This window comes from Fuscovulum ytuae (genome assembly GCF_029953595.1).
GTDB classification, from domain to species: domain Bacteria; phylum Pseudomonadota; class Alphaproteobacteria; order Rhodobacterales; family Rhodobacteraceae; genus Paragemmobacter; species Paragemmobacter ytuae.
Map to the genome: position 1 here is coordinate 1,687,545 of NZ_CP124535.1, position 15,961 is coordinate 1,703,505.

Below are 15,961 nucleotides of genomic sequence, written 5' to 3' on the forward strand. Positions count from 1 at the left end.
GCAAAACGGGCAATTATCCACAGGTATTCCGAATCCACAGGTCAGGTTTTCCGAATCGGCATGGCAGAATTATGGCCTGCCTGCTCAGTTCCCTTCGCCTGCCGCCTCGCTGAAATACTTGGCAAGCTTGCCGGTTTCGCCATCCCGCGCCTCAGCTTCGGGCAGCGGGTCCTTACGGACGGTGATCACGGGCCACATCTCGGAATATTTCCGGTTGAAGGCCACCCATTCATCCATATCCGGTTCCGTATCCGGGCGGATCGCATCGGCAGGGCATTCCGGTTCGCAGACGCCGCAATCGATGCATTCATCCGGATGGATGACCAGCATGTTCTCGCCTTCGTAGAAGCAGTCCACCGGGCAGACTTCCACGCAATCAGTGTATTTGCAGGCGATGCAGTTGTCGGTCACCACATAGGTCATGGCGGTCTCCTCGGATTACGGCAGACTGACTAGAGGGCTTTTTGCGATCATTCAAGCGGGTCCGATGCCGCGTCCTGCGCATCAAGATCAAGGTAGAGCGTCTGCGCCTCTGTGGCAGGCCCCCGCCGCTCGCCCAAGGCAAGAATCCGGATCACCCGGATGCGTGTTCCTTGCGGAAAGGTCAGCACATCGCCCGCCCCCACCCCTGCGCCGGGTTTGCGCGTGGGCTGGCCGTTGATCCGCAGATGCCCGCTTTCGGCAAGGTCGGCGGCAAGGGCGCGGGTCTTGAAGAACCGCGCCTGCCACAGCCATTTGTCCACGCGCAAGGTCGCGCGCCCCCCGGTCTTTTGCGCGCCGGGGCCGGCCAAATCAGGACTTGGCCTTCAACGCGGCCAGAACCGCGAAAGGATTGTCGGGATCAATGGGCTTTTCGGCGCGCGGTGGGCGCGATTCAAAGGTCTTCGCCCCCTGCGGCTTGCCGCCATCCCGACGTTCGTGCTTGCCGCCCTTGCCATGCGGCTTGCCATGCTGGGGCTTGCCCCCCTCACGCCGCTCGCCCTGCGGACGATCACCGCCGCCTTCGCGCTTGGGCCGATCACCACGCTCGCCCTGCGGACGGTCGCCCCGATTGGGGCGCTCCCCTTGCGGACGGTTGCCGCGCTCGGGCCGCTGAAAGCGCGGCTTCGGCGCCCAGGTGAAGGTGTAAAACACCTCCATCTCCACCGGCGCATCCTCTGCCGCGGGCTCTTCCGGGACGGGGGCCAGAACCGAAACCTCTTCCGGGATCGGCTGATCCGACGGCGGCAGGTCCGGCACCACCGGCTCGGCCGCCTTAACCTTTGGCCGCTCGCCCTTCTCACCTTTGTAGCCAAGCCCGGCCATCAGGTCCGAGAATTGCTCCAGCGTCATCCCCGTGATCGACAGCATATCAGGCGTCGCCTCAAACCCCGCGCGGCTGTCCTTCGTGCGCAGGATATCGGCCAGCCGCTCCAGCATATCGATGCGGATCGCCCGGCTTCCCGCCGGATGATAGCCCGACAGCGTGTAATGCTGCTTCGGCACCTCGGTGATATTCGGGATCGTCACCAGACCGGGCGGCGGGCTTTCGGGAAACTCATCCAGTCCGTTCCAGAGCGACCACAGGACCAAGCGCAGCCGCGTCGGCGCGGGCTTCAGCAGCAGCGGCAAGAACACCGTGAACTGCCCGAACCGGACGCCATGCTTGCGCAGCGCGCCCCGCGCCTCCTGATCCAGCGCCTTCACCTCTTCGGCCACCGCATCGCGCGGCAACACGCCCAACCCCTCGACCAGCCGGAAGGCAAAGCCCCGCGCCAGCCCCGTCAGCGCCTCATCCCGGCTCATCGCGGCCAGCGGTTCAAACAGCGCGGCCACCTTGCGGTCGATGAAATGCTGCAAGCGCCGCTTCACCTTTTCGGCGACATCCGGCCCCGCTTCTTCATCCACGAACCCCTCGACCGACGGGCGCAGCGCCTCGGCCCCCTTCACCAGCTTGCCGACCGCCGTGGTCCCCCACATCAGCCCGCCCTGCTCGGTGTAATCCAGCTCGGTATCCGGCGCGTTGTAGAAACGATCCGCCCGCAGATGCCATTCAGGCCGCAGCGCCTGCACCGCCGCCTGCCGCAGCGTCCGCGCCTCATCAGGCGTGGCCGAGGCATCCTGCCGGAACCGGAACCCCTCCAGACGGCCGACGAACTCGCCCTCGACCATCACTTCGCCCTTGTCATTCACCTCGGCCACGAGGGTCTCCTTCTGCTTCAACCGCCGCAACAATACGCTTGTCCGCCGGTCAACAAATCGCTGCGTCAGCCGCGCGTGCAGCGCATCCGACAGGCGGTCTTCTACAGCGCGCGTCTCGTCGCGCCAATGGCTTTCATCTTCCACCCAACCGGACCGCTGCGCGACATAGGTCCAAGTCCGGATATACGCCAGCCGTTTCGAGATCGCGTCGATATCCCCATCTGACCGATCAATCCGCGAAACCGCCTTGGCCAACCACTCCGACGGGACCTTGCCGCCCTTCACAAACTCAAAGATCCGCGCCAAAAGCGCCGCATGTTCGGTGGTAGAGGATGACCGGAAATCCGGCACCCGGCACACATCCCACAACAGCCGCACATCCGCAGGCGAACGCACCCGATCCCGCACCTCGGCCATCTCGGCAAGCGCCTTCAGCGCCACCACATCATCGGCATCCCGCGCCCGCGTCAGCCATTCGTTGCTCGTGGGCGCCTCCAGCGACCGCACCAGCCGCTCCACGCTTCCGAATTCCAGCCCCGCATTGCGCCATTGCAGCTTTTTCACCGGGGCAAAACGGTGGTTCTCTATCGCATCCACCATCTCTTCGTCGAAAGGCCGCGCCTCGCCCGTCACGCCAAAGGTGCCGTTCTCCACATGCCGCCCGGCCCGCCCCGCGATCTGCGCCAATTCCTGCGGATAAAGCGCCCGCATCCGCCGCCCGTCGAACTTCGCCGTGCTGGAAAAGGCCACATGCCGGATATCAAGGTTCAGCCCCATCCCGATGGCATCGGTCGCCACCAGATAATCCACATCCCCATTCTGATACAAAGCGACCTGCGCATTGCGCGTGCGCGGTGACAGCGCCCCCATCACCACCGCGCAGCCACCCTTCTGGCGCCGGATCAATTCGGCAATCGCATAGACGTTTTCAACAGAAAACCCCACGATGGCACTGCGCGGCGGCATCCGGCTGATCTTTTTCGAACCCGAAAAGGTCAGCGTCGAAAGCCTGTCCCGCTTGACGAAATTCGCCCCCGGCACCAGCGCGGCAATCGCCCCCCGCATCGTGTCCGACCCAAGGAACAACGTCTCATGCAGGCCCCGCGCCCGCAGCAGACGGTCGGTGAAAACATGCCCCCGCTCGGGGTCCGCGCAAAGCTGGATCTCATCCACCGCTACGAAATCCGCGCCAATCTCCAAGGGCATCGCCTCGACGGTGCAGACCCAATACTGGGTCCGCTCTGGCACGATCCGCTCTTCCCCCGTGACCAAAGCCACGACCGAAGGCCCGCGCTGCGCCACGATCCGATCATAGACCTCGCGCGCCAAAAGACGCAGGGGCAGCCCGATGACCCCGGTCCGATGCGCCAGCATGCGCTCGATCGCGTAATGCGTCTTGCCGGTGTTCGTCGGTCCAAGGACCGCCGTCACCCGTCCGCCCATGCCCATCTGATCGTGCTCTTTACAGGTCCGTCCCGGCGGTTTCCGCTTCCAGCCGTTCAACGGCCTCGATTAACCCCTGCAGCCGGGGATGTATAGCCAAGGCCGCCTCATAGGCTTCCAGCGCCTTTTCGGGTTGCTCCAACTGCTCAAAGATCATCCCCAACCCCGACAGCGCCCCGAAATGCCGCGGGTTCAGTGTCAGCGTCCGGGCAATATCATTCACCGAAGGCCCAAACTCGCCCGCAACGAAATAGGCCGTCGCCCGCGCGTTCCAGCCTTCGGCAAATTCAGGCGCGTGATCAATCAGCGCCGTGAAATGCTCAATCGCCGCCGCCGTCTCTCCCGCCGCCATCGCGTCGCGCCCTCGCTGCAACAAAAGATCCATCGCAGGCGATCCAGATTTCGACCATTCGTTCCAGATTTCCCGCTCAATCCGCGATGCAGCGCGGGCATCTGCGTCTTTCAACTCCTCAAACAGCGAATCAAGCTTGTCCGTCTGCGCCATCGCCATGCTGGCCAGGCACAAAAGCGCGGCAAATGCCGCAACGACATGATTGTGTAACCGTCGAAGCGCTTCCATAAATCGAAGGTAACGCAACCGCAGGGAAAGACCAGTCTCCTTGCTGTCACGATCAGAAGATGGAGTTGAAGGAATGAGCGATGTGATCGAGGCCGCCGTGGCCGCCCTGTCCGCCAAACTGTCCGATGGATTCGACGGTGTGGCGAAATTCGTCATCACAGGGGAAGGGGCGATCATGCTCGACGCCAATGGCGTCCGCGCCGGGGACGAAGACGCCGATGTCACCATGACCGCCTCTGCCGACACCTTCCGCGCCATTCTTGAGGGCGACATGAACCCGACCATGGCCTTCATGACGGGCAAGCTGTCGGTCGATGGCTCCATGGGAATGGCGATGAAACTCGGCTCCGCACTCTCGTGACCGAAGCAGCGCCCCTTTTCGACGATCTGGCCGACGCGCCGCCCGGCGGGCGCGCGGTCTGGCTGCATCCCGCAGATGGCCCGCGCATCCGTGCGGCGATCTGGGGCGCTCACGCTGCCAAGGGCACTGTGTTCCTCTTTCCCGGTCGCACCGAATATATCGAAAAATACGGCCGCGCCGCAGGCGACTTTGCCGCGCGCGGCTATGCCACGCTGGTGGTGGATTGGCGCGGCCAAGGCCTTGCCGACCGCGCCTTTGCCGACCGTCTGATCGGACATATCGGTGATTTCGACGAATACCAGCGCGATGTGGATGCCCTCATCGCGCTTGCCACCGCCGAAGGCTTGCCGCGCCCCTATCACCTGATGTGCCATTCCATGGGCGGCTGCATCGGCCTACGCAGCCTGATGCGCGGATTGCCCTTCGCCTCTGCCGTGTTTTCCGCGCCGATGTGGGGGATAAGCATGGCCGCATGGTCGCGCCCCGTCGCCCATGTTCTGGGCCGTCTTGCGCCGATTTTCGGGCAAGGCCACCGCTACGCCCCCGGCACGGGCGGACAGACCTATGTCCTTGCCGCGCCCTTTCAGGACAATGTCCTGACCACCGACCCCGAGATGTGGGAGTACATGCGCCGTCAGGTGGCCGCTCATCCCGACCTCGCACTAGGAGGGCCGTCGCTCGGCTGGCTGGGTGCCGCATTGCGTGAATGCGGGATGCTTGCCACCATGCCCGCCCCGACGACACCCGCCGTCACCGCGCTTGGCACCGCCGAAAAGGTCGTCGATGTCGCCCCGATCCACCTGCGCATGGCAGGCTGGCGCACGGGCCGACTGGACCTTTACCAAGGCGCCGAACATGAGGTGCCGATGGAAACCCCGGCCCATCGCAGCCGCTTTTTCGACAGCGCTGCAACGCTGTTCTCGGCCCACAGCTGACAGCCAAGTTTCTTCGAAGCACTTTGCAAGAACCTTCGAAGCGTGTTGGCACATCGCCCAAACTTATCGCCGGAACATGCCCCCATAACCTCCGACGATCCGCAGCCTTGGACGTTGCGCGAAAACGGCTTTCACCGCGCGCTGCGTGACCACAGTTTGCTGCACAGAATGCGGCACAAAACAGGGCACAACCGATTCACAGGTTGATCTGGCTAAACCCGTCGCGCAGCGCCCTGCTCCACGCCTCGGACATCTCGCGGAATTGCTCATCCCCAGCCTCGATCCGGCGGGTCAGCGTGACTTTGCAAGCGTCCCTTTCGATCACGCACAAATCCAGCGGCATTCCCACGGAAAGGTTTGATCTCAAAGTGGAATCCATCGACAGCAGCACCGCCTTCTGCGCGTCCTGAAGGCTGGTTTGCGGCTTCACCACGCGGTCCAGAATCGGCTTGCCATATTTGTGCTCGCCGATCTGAAGAAAGGGTGTGTCCTCCGTCGCCTCGATGAAATTCCCTTCGGGATAGATGAGGAACAACCGCATCGCCCCCCCCTTCCGCTGCCCCGCCACGATCATCGATGCCGTAACCCCTTGCATCGCCGACATTTTTTCGTCGATCTCGGCCCGCACCTCGGCCAGCATATTGCCCACGATATCCGCCACTTTCAGCATCGTAGGCGCCGTCATGATCGACGTGTCTTCCGTCGCATCCGGGTCTTCGATCGCCTCGCGTAACCGCGCCACGGTCGTCTGCGTCACCGACAGGCTCCCGGCCGTCATGATCGCGATAACGCGCTCGCCGGGGTCTTCGAACAGGAACATCTTCCGATAGGTCGAAATATTGTCCAACCCAGCATTCGTGCGGGTGTCCGACAACAAAACGATGCCGTCATTCAGCAAAAGGCCGACGCAATAGGTCATGGATTCTTCCCCAGAGATACCGGACCCTATTGCTGCAAAGATTGGACCGCAACCGTCACATCAAGACTTTCCGATACGATCCCGCGTGTCACCCCCCGGATCGGGGCCGCATCCTGTGCGTCCAGCCCCGAACCCAACCGGATATAGCGTGCATCCGGGCAACAGCGATTGGCCGGATCAAACCCTACCCAACCCAGCCCCGCCACATGAATCTCGGCCCAGGCATGGGCCGCCTCATGTGGAACGCCCTCGGAATCCGCAAAAAGATAGCCCGAAACATAGCGTGCCGGCAGCCCCAACTTCCGCGCACAGGCGATCAGGGCATGGGCGTGGTCCTGACAAACCCCCTGCCCTTGCGCCAAGGCCTCGGCCGCCGTCGTCTGCGATTGCGTAGCACCGGGTGTGTAGGCCACCGCCTCGGCCACCAGTTCGGCCAGTCGATGGGCCTTCGACAAGGGTCCGTCCGCCCCCGCCGCCTGCTCTGCAAGGGCCACCAGCCCGGCATCCGCCGCCGTCGCCGCCGTCTCTACCAAATAGACTTCGGGCGGCACCACTTCGCGGTGACCGCGCAGAACACCTGCCAGATCAAGGGTTTCCACGGTGCCAGTTACCCGGACCTCAACCTCTGTCACGGGGCCCTTCACCGTCCAGCCTTGCACCCGATCCCCGGCCCCGTCCCGGAACGCCCCGCCCGGAATCCCGTCCGAAACCGTCACCGTCCAATCCCGCACCTTTTGGCCATCGAATTTTGACGGGGTAAGGCGGTGACTCTGCATCACGGCCCGCACCGGGCGGTCATAGCGATAGCGCGTCACATGATCGACCGACAAAAGCATCAGCGCATATCCCCGCTCAGATAGGTCTCGTGAACCAGCGATCCCATCACCGCCACCTCGCGGATGAAGCGTGACAGGAATTCATGCAGGCCTTCGTCAAAGATATCCTCCACCCTCGTCGCCTCCAGCGCCGCCAGCATGTCCTTGGCTCGCGCCTGCGCGTCGGTCTTGGCCCCATAGGCCTTGGCAAGCCTATCCAGATGCAGGGAAATCTCTTCCGCACAGGTGATCAATGACCTAGGGCATTGCGAATTCAGGATCAGGAAATGGGCGATCTTCGCCGCCGTCACCTCGCCACCATAGGCCCAGTGAAAGGCACGGTGTGCCGACATCGCGCGCAACAGCGTGGTCCATTGGTAATTATCCAAGCCGGAGCCGACGAATTCCACCTTGGGCAGCAGGACATAGTATTTCACGTCCATCAGGCGGGCCGTGTTGTCCGCCCGTTCGAGATGGTAACCCAAATTTAGGAAATTCCAGCCATCGTTGCGCAGAAGGGTGGCCTCGATTGCGCCCCGCACCATCGCCGCGTGCCGCATCGTCCATTCGGTCAGCCGCGACAGTTCCAATTCGCTGCGCGGCGTCCGTTCCAGTTGCCGCAATTCCTGAAAGGCCGTGTTCAATGCATCCCAGACCTGCGTCGTCAGCGCCGTCCGCACAATCCGCCCATTTTCCCGCGCCGTCGTGATGCAAGATGCAACCGAGGATGGGTTGTCGCGGTCAAAGAACAGAAAGCTTTCAATGTTGCGTTGCACCGGGTCACCGTACTTGCGCCCGAAGGCATCCGCATTGCCGGATGCCTGCAACAGCGAATCCCACTCGTTTCGATAGCCCCCTGCCGAAGGCAAAAGGGCAATCCGCGACCCCACCTCCAACAAGCGCGCGGTGGTTTCCGCCCGCTCCATATAGCGGGCAATCCAGAACAGGTTGTCTGCGGTCCGGCTCAGCATGACATCACTCCGCCAGAACCCATGTGTCCTTGACCCCCCCTCCTTGAGAGGAGTTCACCACCAGTGACCCTTCCTTCAACGCCACCCGCGTCAGTCCACCAGGGACCAGCTCGATCCGTTCACCGACAAGGCAATAGGGCCGCAGGTCCACATGGCGTGGGGCCACGCCTTCGGCCACAAAGGTCGGCGTGGTGGAAAGGGCCAATGTTGGCTGAGCGATGTAGTTTCCGGGGTCATCAATGATCTTCGCGCGGAACGTCTCGACCTGTTCCTTGGTCGCTTTCGGTCCCACCAACATGCCGTAGCCACCGGAGCCATGCACTTCCTTAACAACCAGTTCAGAAAGGTTATCCAAAACGTAACGCAGATCATCCTCTCGCCCGCATTGCCATGTGGGCACGTTTTGAAGGATCGGCTCCTCCCCCAGATAAAAGCGCACCATTTCAGGCACAAAGGTGTAGACAGCCTTGTCATCCGCCACCCCAGCGCCGGGCGCAGAGCAAATGCTCACACCGCCCGAACGATAGACATCCATCAGTCCTGGCACGCCCAGCATACTATCGGGCCTAAAACAAAGCGGGTCGATGAAGGCATCGTCGATCCGGCGATAGATCACATCGACTTTCTTCGGACCTTCCGTCGTCCGCATCCAGACAAACTCACCCTCCACGAACAGGTCCTGCCCCTCGACCAGCTCCACCCCCATCAGATCGGCCAGGAAGCTGTGTTCGTAATAGGCGCTGTTGAAATGCCCCGGTGTCAGCAAAACCACCGTCGGCTCTCCACTGCATTTTTCGGGCGCGACCGACGCAAGGGTTCTGCGCAGGATTTCGGGATAAGTATCAACAGGTTCGATCCGGTTTTCGCGGAACAAGTCAGGAAACATCCGCATCATGATCTCGCGGTTTTCCAGCATGTAGCTGACGCCCGAAGGGGTACGACAATTGTCCTCCAGCACAAAGAACTCATCCGGTCCCGTGCGCACGATATCGATCCCAACGATATGGGAATAGACACCCTTCGGCGGCTTGATCCCCGCCACGGCCTTTTCATAAGCCTCATTTTGATAAACCAACCGCGACGGAACGCGTCCCGCCCGCACGATCTCGCCCCGCTGATAGACATCGACCAGAAAGGCATTCAACGCCCGCGCCCGCTGCTTGATCCCCTTTTCAAGCCGCGCCCACTCCGCCCCGGTAAAGACGCGTGGGAACATGTCAAAAGGGATAAGTCGGTCGGGATCGCCCCCCTCGCCATAAACCGCAAAGGTGATGCCGATGCGGCGGAACAGATCTTCTGCCTCTGCCTGTTTCAGCGTCCGCAAGGCCGCCGGCATGGCGTTCATCCAATCTTCCAGCCGCGCATAGGGCGGGCGCACTTTGCCGCTCTGATACATCTCGTTGAAATATTGCGTCACGCTCACGCCCCCCATGGCCCGGATCATCCGGTCTTGGGGTCGAGTAAATCAGGCCCTCCCCCGGCTTGGAAGCGTTTCGCGGGAAAGATATGGGTGCGACATGTGCAACTGCACAAAAATTGGGCGCAGGCGCAAGGCTGGCCCGTTGCCGTCCCTGTGCTAGCTTCGGCCCATGGCGCGCGATCCCGTTCTTACCTTCACCGATCGGGGCATCTATTGCCCCGCAGGGGACTTTTTCATCGATCCTTGGCGCCCGGTTGATCGCGCGCTGATCACCCATGGCCATTCGGATCACGCCCGCTGGGGCCACCAACGCTATCTTGCCACGCATCAGGCCCTGCCCGTGATCCGCCACCGTCTGGGCCAGATCGAGGCGCAGGGGATCGGCTATGGCGAAAGCCTTCGAATCGGCGGCGTCACCGTCCATTTCCACCCCGCTGGCCATATCCCCGGCTCTGCCCAAATCGCCGTAGAACGCGACGGCGAAGTTTGGGTTGTATCCGGCGACTACAAGGTCGAACCCGATGGTCTGGCCGAGGCTTTTGCACCCGTTCCCTGCCACACTTTCATCAGTGAAAGCACCTTCGGCCTTCCCGTCTTCCGTTGGCGCCCGCAGGTGGAAGTGATGGGCGACATCACCCGCTGGTGGGCGGCCAATGCCGCCGCTGGGAAGACATCCATCCTTGGCGCCTATAGTCTTGGCAAAGCACAGCGACTGCTCGCGGGAGTGGGGGAAGTTGGCCCCATCTTGACGCATGGTGCAGTGGAAGAGGTGAATGAAATTCTTCGAAATCAGGGGTATAGCCTCCCTGATACGACCCGCGCCGGGCAAGGCGTGGATGCGAAATCCCATCCCGGCGCATTGGTGATCGCACCGCCATCAGCACTCGGTTCGGCATGGGCGCGGAAGTTCGGCCCTGCGGAAGAGGCCTTTGCAAGCGGTTGGATGGCGGTGCGCGGCATCCGCCGCCGTCGCGCGCTGGGGACAGGCTTTGTGGTGTCCGATCACGCCGATTTTCCCGGTTTGCTGACGGCGATCCGGGCGACCGCGTGCGAACGGGTTTTCGTCACTCATGGTTACACAACCGCTTTCCGCCGATTTCTGGCGGAACAGGGCTATAACGCCGGGATCGTTGCCACCGAATATGGGCAAGAGGCCGAAGAACCAGCGGAACCCGTTGACACATGAAGGATTTCGCTACCCTCTTTGCAGCGTTGGATGGCACCACCAAGACGACGGCCAAACTTGCCGCGCTGACCCATTACTTTCGGACGGCGGATGAGGGCGACAGGCTCTGGACCATCGCCTTGCTGTCCGGCCGCCGACCCAAACGCGCTGTGACGGCAACCGAACTGCGCGAATGGGCGGCAGAGGCGGCAGAGGTTCCGCTTTGGCTCTTTGAAGAAAGCTATGCGATGGTGGGTGACTTGGCCGAAACCATTGCACTTATCCTGCCGCCAGCCGAGGCCACGGAAAGCCTTTCGCTGTCGGATACGATCCATGCACTCATCGCATTGACGGGACATCCGGCAGAGGTCCGCAAGGCCGCCATCCTTGGCTGGTGGACACGCCTAGCCACAACAGAACGCTTTCTTTTCAACAAGTTGATCACGGGCGGCTTTCGGATGGGCGTAAGCCAAGGGCTGATGACCCGCGCCCTTTCAACGGCCACAGGGGTGGATGAAGCGGCCCTTGCCCATCGCCTGATGGGTGATTGGCATCCCGCGACAACCGATTTCCATTCGCTCATCCGGGATGAGGGGGAAGGAAATGTGTCGCGCCCCTATCCTTTTGCGCTGGCCTCTCCGCTTGAGGACGGGCCAGAGGGCCTTGGCGCCCCGACCGATTGGCATGCAGAATGGAAATGGGACGGTATCCGCGGCCAGTTGATCAACCGCCCCGGCCTGCTGGCGCTCTGGTCGCGGGGCGAAGAATTGATCACCGACCGTTTTCCGGAATTCGCGCCGCTTGCGGATTTCCTTCCCCCCGGCACGGTGATCGACGGCGAGGTGCTGGCCTGGAATATTGCGGCCAACCGCCCGCTACCCTTTGCCGATTTGCAAAAAAGGATTGGGCGCAAGACGGTGCCCAAAAAACTGCTGCAAGAGTCACCTGCCCATCTTCTGGCCTATGACCTGCTGGAAGACGCAGGCCAAGATCTGCGCGCTGTCCCTTTTGCAGAACGGCAGGCACGGCTGACGGCGCTTTTGGCGGCGTTGCCAAGGGATTTGCCTCTGTCGCTCTCTCCCCCCGTGGCGTTTGAGTACTGGGCCGAACTCGCCACCGCTCGACAAAGCGCGCGGGAAAAATTGGCCGAAGGCATCATGCTGAAACGCAAGGAATCTTTATATTTCACAGGCCGGAAGCGGGGGGATTGGTGGAAGTGGAAGCTTGATCCCTTCACCGTGGATGCGGTGATGCTTTATGCGCAGGCGGGGCATGGGCGGCGGGCGAACCTTTTCACCGACTTCACCTTTGCGGTGCGCGACGGCAATGCGCTGGTTCCCTTTACCAAGGCCTATTCCGGCCTGACCGACGCCGAATTCGCCGAAATTACGCGCTGGGTGCAGAAAAACACGCTTGAACGCTTTGGCCCGGTTCGCCGTGTGCCGCCGGAACTGGTTTTCGAGATCGGATTCGAAGGCATACAGGAAAGCCCCAGGCACAAATCGGGCATCGCGCTGCGCTTTCCCCGCATGATCCGCTGGCGGCGCGACAAGCCGGTGGAAGAGATCGACACGTTGGAGGGCCTTCGGGACCTGCTGCGCGCGACCCGACCCTAGGATGGGCAGGATTGCGCATCCTACCCGGGATCGCGCCAAATTGCGCCGGCGTGCCTTGCGCCCTTGGCATCCCGCGCCCTAGATGGGGGTCAGGATCATGAAACGAGGTTTCCCATGACGCTGCCCCTGCCCCGCCCCGTCTTTGACGCCAATGCCACAGGGGGCGGCCTTGGCGATCTACCGGATTGGGACCTTACCGATCTTTATCCCGCGACGGACGCGCCCGAATTTTCGCGCGACATGGCATGGCTGGAAAAAGCCTGCGCCGATTTTGCGGCCGATTACGAAGGCAAGCTTGCCACCTTGGATGCGGCTGCGATGTTGGACTGCATCAAGCGTTATGAAGAAATCGACGTGATCGCAGGGCGCATCATGTCCTACGCTGGCCTGCGCTATTATCAAAACACGATGGACAGCGAGCGGGCCAAATTCATGGCCGATGCGCAGGATCGCATCACGACCTTTACCACGCCGCTGGTGTTCTTCAGCCTTGAATTCAACCGTTTGGACGATGCGCACCTGTCCGGCCTGCTGTCACAGAATGCCGACCTTGCGCGTTACAAGCCAGTCTTCGACCGCATGCGCGCCATGCGCCCCCATCAGCTTTCGGACGAGTTGGAGAAGTTCCTGCACGACAATTCCGTCGTCGGTGCCAGCGCGTGGAACAAGCTGTTCGATGAGACGATGGCGGGCCTTATGTTCAAGGTCGAGGGTGAGGAGGAAGAGCTAAACCTCGAATCCACCCTGAACCTTCTGACCGATACCGACCGCGCCAAGCGCGAGGCGGCAGCGCGCGCTTTGGCGGTGGTTTTCGACAAGAATATCAAACTCTTCGCACGCATCCATAACACGCTTGCCAAGGAGAAAGAGGTCGAAGATCGCTGGCGCAAGATGCCCACGCCGCAGACCGGGCGCCACCTTTCGAACCATGTGGAACCGGAGGTGGTGGAGGCGCTGCGCAATGCCGTTGTAGCCGCCTACCCAAAGCTATCGCATCGCTATTACCGGCTGAAGGCGAAGTGGATGGGGCTGGATAAGCTGCAGGTCTGGGACCGCAACGCCCCCTTGCCCATCGAAACGCCCAAGACGGTAGATTGGGACAGCGCGACCCGGACGGTGCTGGACGCCTACGGGGCCTTTGACCCGAAGATGGCCGATCTGGCCAAGCCCTTCTTCGAAAAGGGCTGGATCGATGCGGGCGTGAAACCCGGCAAGGCGCCGGGGGCCTTTGCCCATCCCACGGTGACGACAGTGCATCCCTATGTGATGTTGAATTACCTTGGCAAACCGCGGGATGTGATGACGCTGGCGCATGAATTGGGCCATGGCGTGCATCAGGTTCTGGCGGCAGGTCAGGGGGAGTTGCTGTCTTCCACGCCCCTTACCCTTGCCGAGACGGCATCGGTTTTTGGCGAGATGCTGACCTTCCGCAAACTGCTGGATGCAGCCAAGACGCCGGGGGAACGCAAGACCCTTCTCGCGGGGAAGGTGGAGGATATGATCAACACGGTCGTCCGCCAGATCGCCTTCTACGATTTCGAATGCAAGCTGCATGCGGCCCGGCGGGAAGGGGAGTTGACGCCCGACGACATCAACGCCCTGTGGATGAGCGTGCAGGCCCAATCCCTTGGCGATGCCTTTGATTTCATGGACGGATATGAAACCTTCTGGGCCTATATCCCCCATTTCGTGCATTCCCCCTTTTACGTCTATGCCTATGCCTTTGGCGATGGGTTGGTGAATGCGCTTTATGCGGCCTATGCGGATGGGTTGCCGGACTTTCAGGCGAAGTATTTCGACATGCTCAAGTCGGGCGGGTCCAAGCACCACAAGGAGCTTTTGGCCCCCTTTGGCCTGGATGCCAGCGATCCGAAGTTCTGGGACAAAGGCCTGTCGATGATCGCAGGCTTCATTGATGAGTTGGAGGCGATGGAGGGCTGAGGCCCTCCACACCCCCCTTCAGATGGCATGGACCGCCCGGAGCTGGCCTGCGATCTCGCGCAAGGGGCGGTCGATCATTTCGCGGTCCAGAACGGCAGCGACGCGGTCGCGCAGGCGATCGGGCAATTCCCGTTTCATCTCCCCCAAGACAGAAGCCCGCGCCACGAGGGTGAGGCGGTCATAACCACCCTTGCGCCATTCGCTTTCGACGAAATCGGCGACCATTTTGGGAAAGCGGGCGGCGCGAGCGTCGGGATCAGCCAGCACCTCGCCCCGCTCCAGGTCGGCGGCACGGATGTGGCGCAGTTCCATGACCCCCTCCCCGGCATCATCGGAAACGAGCAGCCGCAAGTCGCGATCTGCGGCGACAAGGATCATGTTCCGACGTTTTTTCATTTTGCTGCCCTCCAAGCTTTTGGGACGAATCCCGCTTAGACCGGAACGACGGGCAGCACCTTGATTTAAGACAGTTTTTTAGAGAATTCGACCTTTGAAGGGGCGAATTCCGCACAAGGATGCCGGGATGCTACGCTTTCGAGGCAGGGGCGGAATATCCGCCCCCCCCCCCGCGCCTTGGACTGACCCTTACCAGTTGATTTCGCGCGCCGTGGCGAAGGCCTGATCGATCATCACCTGCGTACCGCGGGTGAATTCCAGCGGGCAGGGATAGGCCGCACCGGTGCGGATGGATGCGCCGAAATTCTCGACCTGCAATTTATAATGGTTGGCGGCAGGCCATCGTTCCGAGGTGATGGTCTGATCGACATGCAACTCGATCCGAGCCTCGGCAAAGAGGTTGGCATTGAAGGGGCCATTGGCCACCTTGAGCAGACCCTTATCGCCGTGGAAAGTCACTTCTTGGCGGTTCTGAAGGCGCATGGAGGTCATAGCGGTATAGGTCGCGCGACCAAGGGGTCCTTCCAGGATGGCGTCCAGCTCGGCCCAGACATCCACGCCATTTTCGCGGATCATGCGGCACGAGATATCCGTCGCCTCGGCCCCCGTTACGAAACGGGCGGAGCCATAGGTATAAACGCCGATATCGCGGATGCCGCCACCGCCGGTTTCGGGGCGGTTGCGGATATTATGGGTCTGATCGGCGTTGTTATAGGCGAAGAAGGTATCGACATGGCGCAAGCGACCGATGGCCCCGCCCTGCACCAATTCGCGCGCCCTGATCCATTGCGGATGATGCACGATCATATAGGCCTCGGCCGCCAAAAGGCCGGTGCGGTCGCGTTCGGCGATGATGGTGTCAATCTCCGTCGCCGTCATGGCGATGGGTTTTTCGGTCAGCACATGCTTGCCGGCAGCTAGGGCCTTGAGCGTCCATTCCACATGGATGTGGTTTGGCAGCGGGATATAGACCGCGTCGATCGCAGGGTCGGCGAGAAGGTCGTCATAGGTCATCTGCGCAAGGCCGGGGCAGAAATCCCACCCTGTCGCGCTGCCCGGCGATGAGGTGCCCAGTGCGGCAAGGACCGCGTTTTCGGCCATATGGATGGCCGGGGCCATATGTTCGCGGGCGAATTTGGCGTTGCCCAGCACGCCCCAGCGGACGGGTTTCATCGCGTCTCCTCCTTTATCCTGTCGGGCGCAGGCTAGGGCGCGGCG

The 15,961-nt window shown here is 61.8% G+C and carries 15 protein-coding genes; 5 read left to right on the top strand and 10 right to left on the bottom strand.

Going from position 1 to position 15,961, the window contains the following annotated elements:
- Positions 1-84 precede the first annotated feature (84 nt).
- Genes fdxA through QF092_RS08105 form a run of 4 tightly spaced genes read right to left on the bottom strand, consistent with a single transcriptional unit; the run spans position 85 to position 4,135 of the window.
- The gene (fdxA, locus tag QF092_RS08090; protein WP_281469240.1) at positions 85-423 is read right to left on the bottom strand and encodes a ferredoxin FdxA; all 339 of its coding nucleotides are present in this window, start codon (positions 421-423) and stop codon (positions 85-87) included.
- A 47-nt stretch (positions 424-470) separates the two neighbouring features.
- Positions 471-749, bottom strand: coding sequence for an RNA-binding S4 domain-containing protein (locus QF092_RS08095; RefSeq protein WP_281469242.1), 279 nt, complete (start codon positions 747-749; stop codon positions 471-473).
- A gap of 43 nt (positions 750-792) precedes the next feature.
- Positions 793-3,630, bottom strand: a complete 2,838-nt coding sequence (locus QF092_RS08100) for a helicase-related protein (RefSeq protein WP_420026513.1) — start codon at positions 3,628-3,630, stop codon at positions 793-795.
- Between the two features lie 13 nt (positions 3,631-3,643).
- Positions 3,644-4,135 (bottom strand): tetratricopeptide repeat protein, encoded by a 492-nt coding sequence (locus QF092_RS08105; protein ID WP_281469244.1) that lies wholly within the window; start codon positions 4,133-4,135, stop codon positions 3,644-3,646.
- Between the two features lie 142 nt (positions 4,136-4,277).
- On the opposite strand from QF092_RS08105, the gene QF092_RS08110 reads away from it, so the two are divergent.
- The gene (locus tag QF092_RS08110) at positions 4,278-4,565 is read left to right on the top strand and encodes an SCP2 sterol-binding domain-containing protein (RefSeq protein WP_281469246.1); all 288 of its coding nucleotides are present in this window, start codon (positions 4,278-4,280) and stop codon (positions 4,563-4,565) included.
- Entirely contained in the window at positions 4,562-5,500 is a 939-nt protein-coding gene (locus QF092_RS08115) for an alpha/beta fold hydrolase (protein ID WP_281469248.1), read from the top strand. Before QF092_RS08110 ends, QF092_RS08115 begins: the two co-directional genes overlap by 4 nt.
- A 196-nt stretch (positions 5,501-5,696) precedes the next feature.
- On the opposite strand, the gene QF092_RS08120 is transcribed toward QF092_RS08115, so the two are convergent.
- From QF092_RS08120 to QF092_RS08135, 4 genes are read right to left on the bottom strand one after another with little or no spacing between them, the layout of a single operon-like run.
- On the bottom strand, positions 5,697-6,419 hold the full coding sequence (locus tag QF092_RS08120) for a proteasome-type protease (protein WP_281469250.1): 723 nt from the start codon (positions 6,417-6,419) through the stop codon (positions 5,697-5,699).
- A gap of 26 nt (positions 6,420-6,445) precedes the next feature.
- Complete coding sequence (locus QF092_RS08125) at positions 6,446-7,255, bottom strand: transglutaminase family protein (protein WP_281469252.1); 810 nt, start codon at positions 7,253-7,255, stop codon at positions 6,446-6,448.
- Positions 7,255-8,205, bottom strand: a complete 951-nt coding sequence (locus QF092_RS08130) for an alpha-E domain-containing protein (RefSeq protein WP_281469254.1) — start codon at positions 8,203-8,205, stop codon at positions 7,255-7,257. Before QF092_RS08130 ends, QF092_RS08125 begins: the two co-directional genes overlap by 1 nt.
- A gap of 4 nt (positions 8,206-8,209) precedes the next feature.
- Complete coding sequence (locus tag QF092_RS08135) at positions 8,210-9,649, bottom strand: circularly permuted type 2 ATP-grasp protein (RefSeq protein WP_281469255.1); 1,440 nt, start codon at positions 9,647-9,649, stop codon at positions 8,210-8,212.
- A gap of 145 nt (positions 9,650-9,794) precedes the next feature.
- Here QF092_RS08135 and QF092_RS08140 point away from each other — a divergent pair, with 145 nt between their 5' ends.
- The 3 genes from QF092_RS08140 to QF092_RS08150 all read left to right on the top strand — a co-directional run bounded on the left by QF092_RS08140 (position 9,795) and on the right by QF092_RS08150 (position 14,347).
- A complete protein-coding gene (locus tag QF092_RS08140; protein WP_281469257.1) occupies positions 9,795-10,811 on the top strand; it encodes a ligase-associated DNA damage response exonuclease in 1,017 nt (338 codons plus the stop codon).
- On the top strand, positions 10,808-12,406 hold the full coding sequence (locus QF092_RS08145) for an ATP-dependent DNA ligase (protein WP_281469259.1): 1,599 nt from the start codon (positions 10,808-10,810) through the stop codon (positions 12,404-12,406). The genes QF092_RS08140 and QF092_RS08145 overlap by 4 nt, the downstream gene beginning before the upstream one ends.
- Before the next feature lie 114 nt (positions 12,407-12,520).
- Positions 12,521-14,347, top strand: coding sequence for a M3 family oligoendopeptidase (locus QF092_RS08150; RefSeq protein ID WP_281469261.1), 1,827 nt, complete (start codon positions 12,521-12,523; stop codon positions 14,345-14,347).
- A gap of 18 nt (positions 14,348-14,365) precedes the next feature.
- Here QF092_RS08150 and QF092_RS08155 read toward each other — a convergent pair whose 3' ends face one another.
- Both QF092_RS08155 and QF092_RS08160 read right to left on the bottom strand, forming a co-directional pair.
- Positions 14,366-14,725 (bottom strand): baeRF12 domain-containing protein, encoded by a 360-nt coding sequence (locus QF092_RS08155; RefSeq protein ID WP_281469263.1) that lies wholly within the window; start codon positions 14,723-14,725, stop codon positions 14,366-14,368.
- Between the two features lie 207 nt (positions 14,726-14,932).
- Positions 14,933-15,916 (bottom strand): Gfo/Idh/MocA family protein, encoded by a 984-nt coding sequence (locus QF092_RS08160; protein WP_281469266.1) that lies wholly within the window; start codon positions 15,914-15,916, stop codon positions 14,933-14,935.
- Positions 15,917-15,961 lie beyond the last annotated feature (45 nt).

Coding starts and splice junctions, on each gene's coding strand:
- fdxA (WP_281469240.1), bottom strand. CDS start 423: ATGACCTATGTGGTGACCGACAACTGCATCGCCTGCAAATACACTGAT.
- QF092_RS08100 (WP_420026513.1), bottom strand. CDS start 3,630: ATGGGCATGGGCGGACGGGTGACGGCGGTCCTTGGACCGACGAACACC.
- QF092_RS08105 (WP_281469244.1), bottom strand. CDS start 4,135: ATGGCGATGGCGCAGACGGACAAGCTTGATTCGCTGTTTGAGGAGTTG.
- QF092_RS08110 (WP_281469246.1), top strand. CDS start 4,278: ATGAGCGATGTGATCGAGGCCGCCGTGGCCGCCCTGTCCGCCAAACTG.
- QF092_RS08120 (WP_281469250.1), bottom strand. CDS start 6,419: ATGACCTATTGCGTCGGCCTTTTGCTGAATGACGGCATCGTTTTGTTG.
- QF092_RS08125 (WP_281469252.1), bottom strand. CDS start 7,255: ATGCTTTTGTCGGTCGATCATGTGACGCGCTATCGCTATGACCGCCCG.
- QF092_RS08130 (WP_281469254.1), bottom strand. CDS start 8,205: ATGCTGAGCCGGACCGCAGACAACCTGTTCTGGATTGCCCGCTATATG.
- QF092_RS08135 (WP_281469255.1), bottom strand. CDS start 9,649: ATGATCCGGGCCATGGGGGGCGTGAGCGTGACGCAATATTTCAACGAG.
- QF092_RS08140 (WP_281469257.1), top strand. CDS start 9,795: ATGGCGCGCGATCCCGTTCTTACCTTCACCGATCGGGGCATCTATTGC.
- QF092_RS08145 (WP_281469259.1), top strand. CDS start 10,808: ATGAAGGATTTCGCTACCCTCTTTGCAGCGTTGGATGGCACCACCAAG.
- QF092_RS08150 (WP_281469261.1), top strand. CDS start 12,521: ATGACGCTGCCCCTGCCCCGCCCCGTCTTTGACGCCAATGCCACAGGG.
- QF092_RS08155 (WP_281469263.1), bottom strand. CDS start 14,725: ATGATCCTTGTCGCCGCAGATCGCGACTTGCGGCTGCTCGTTTCCGAT.
- QF092_RS08160 (WP_281469266.1), bottom strand. CDS start 15,916: ATGAAACCCGTCCGCTGGGGCGTGCTGGGCAACGCCAAATTCGCCCGC.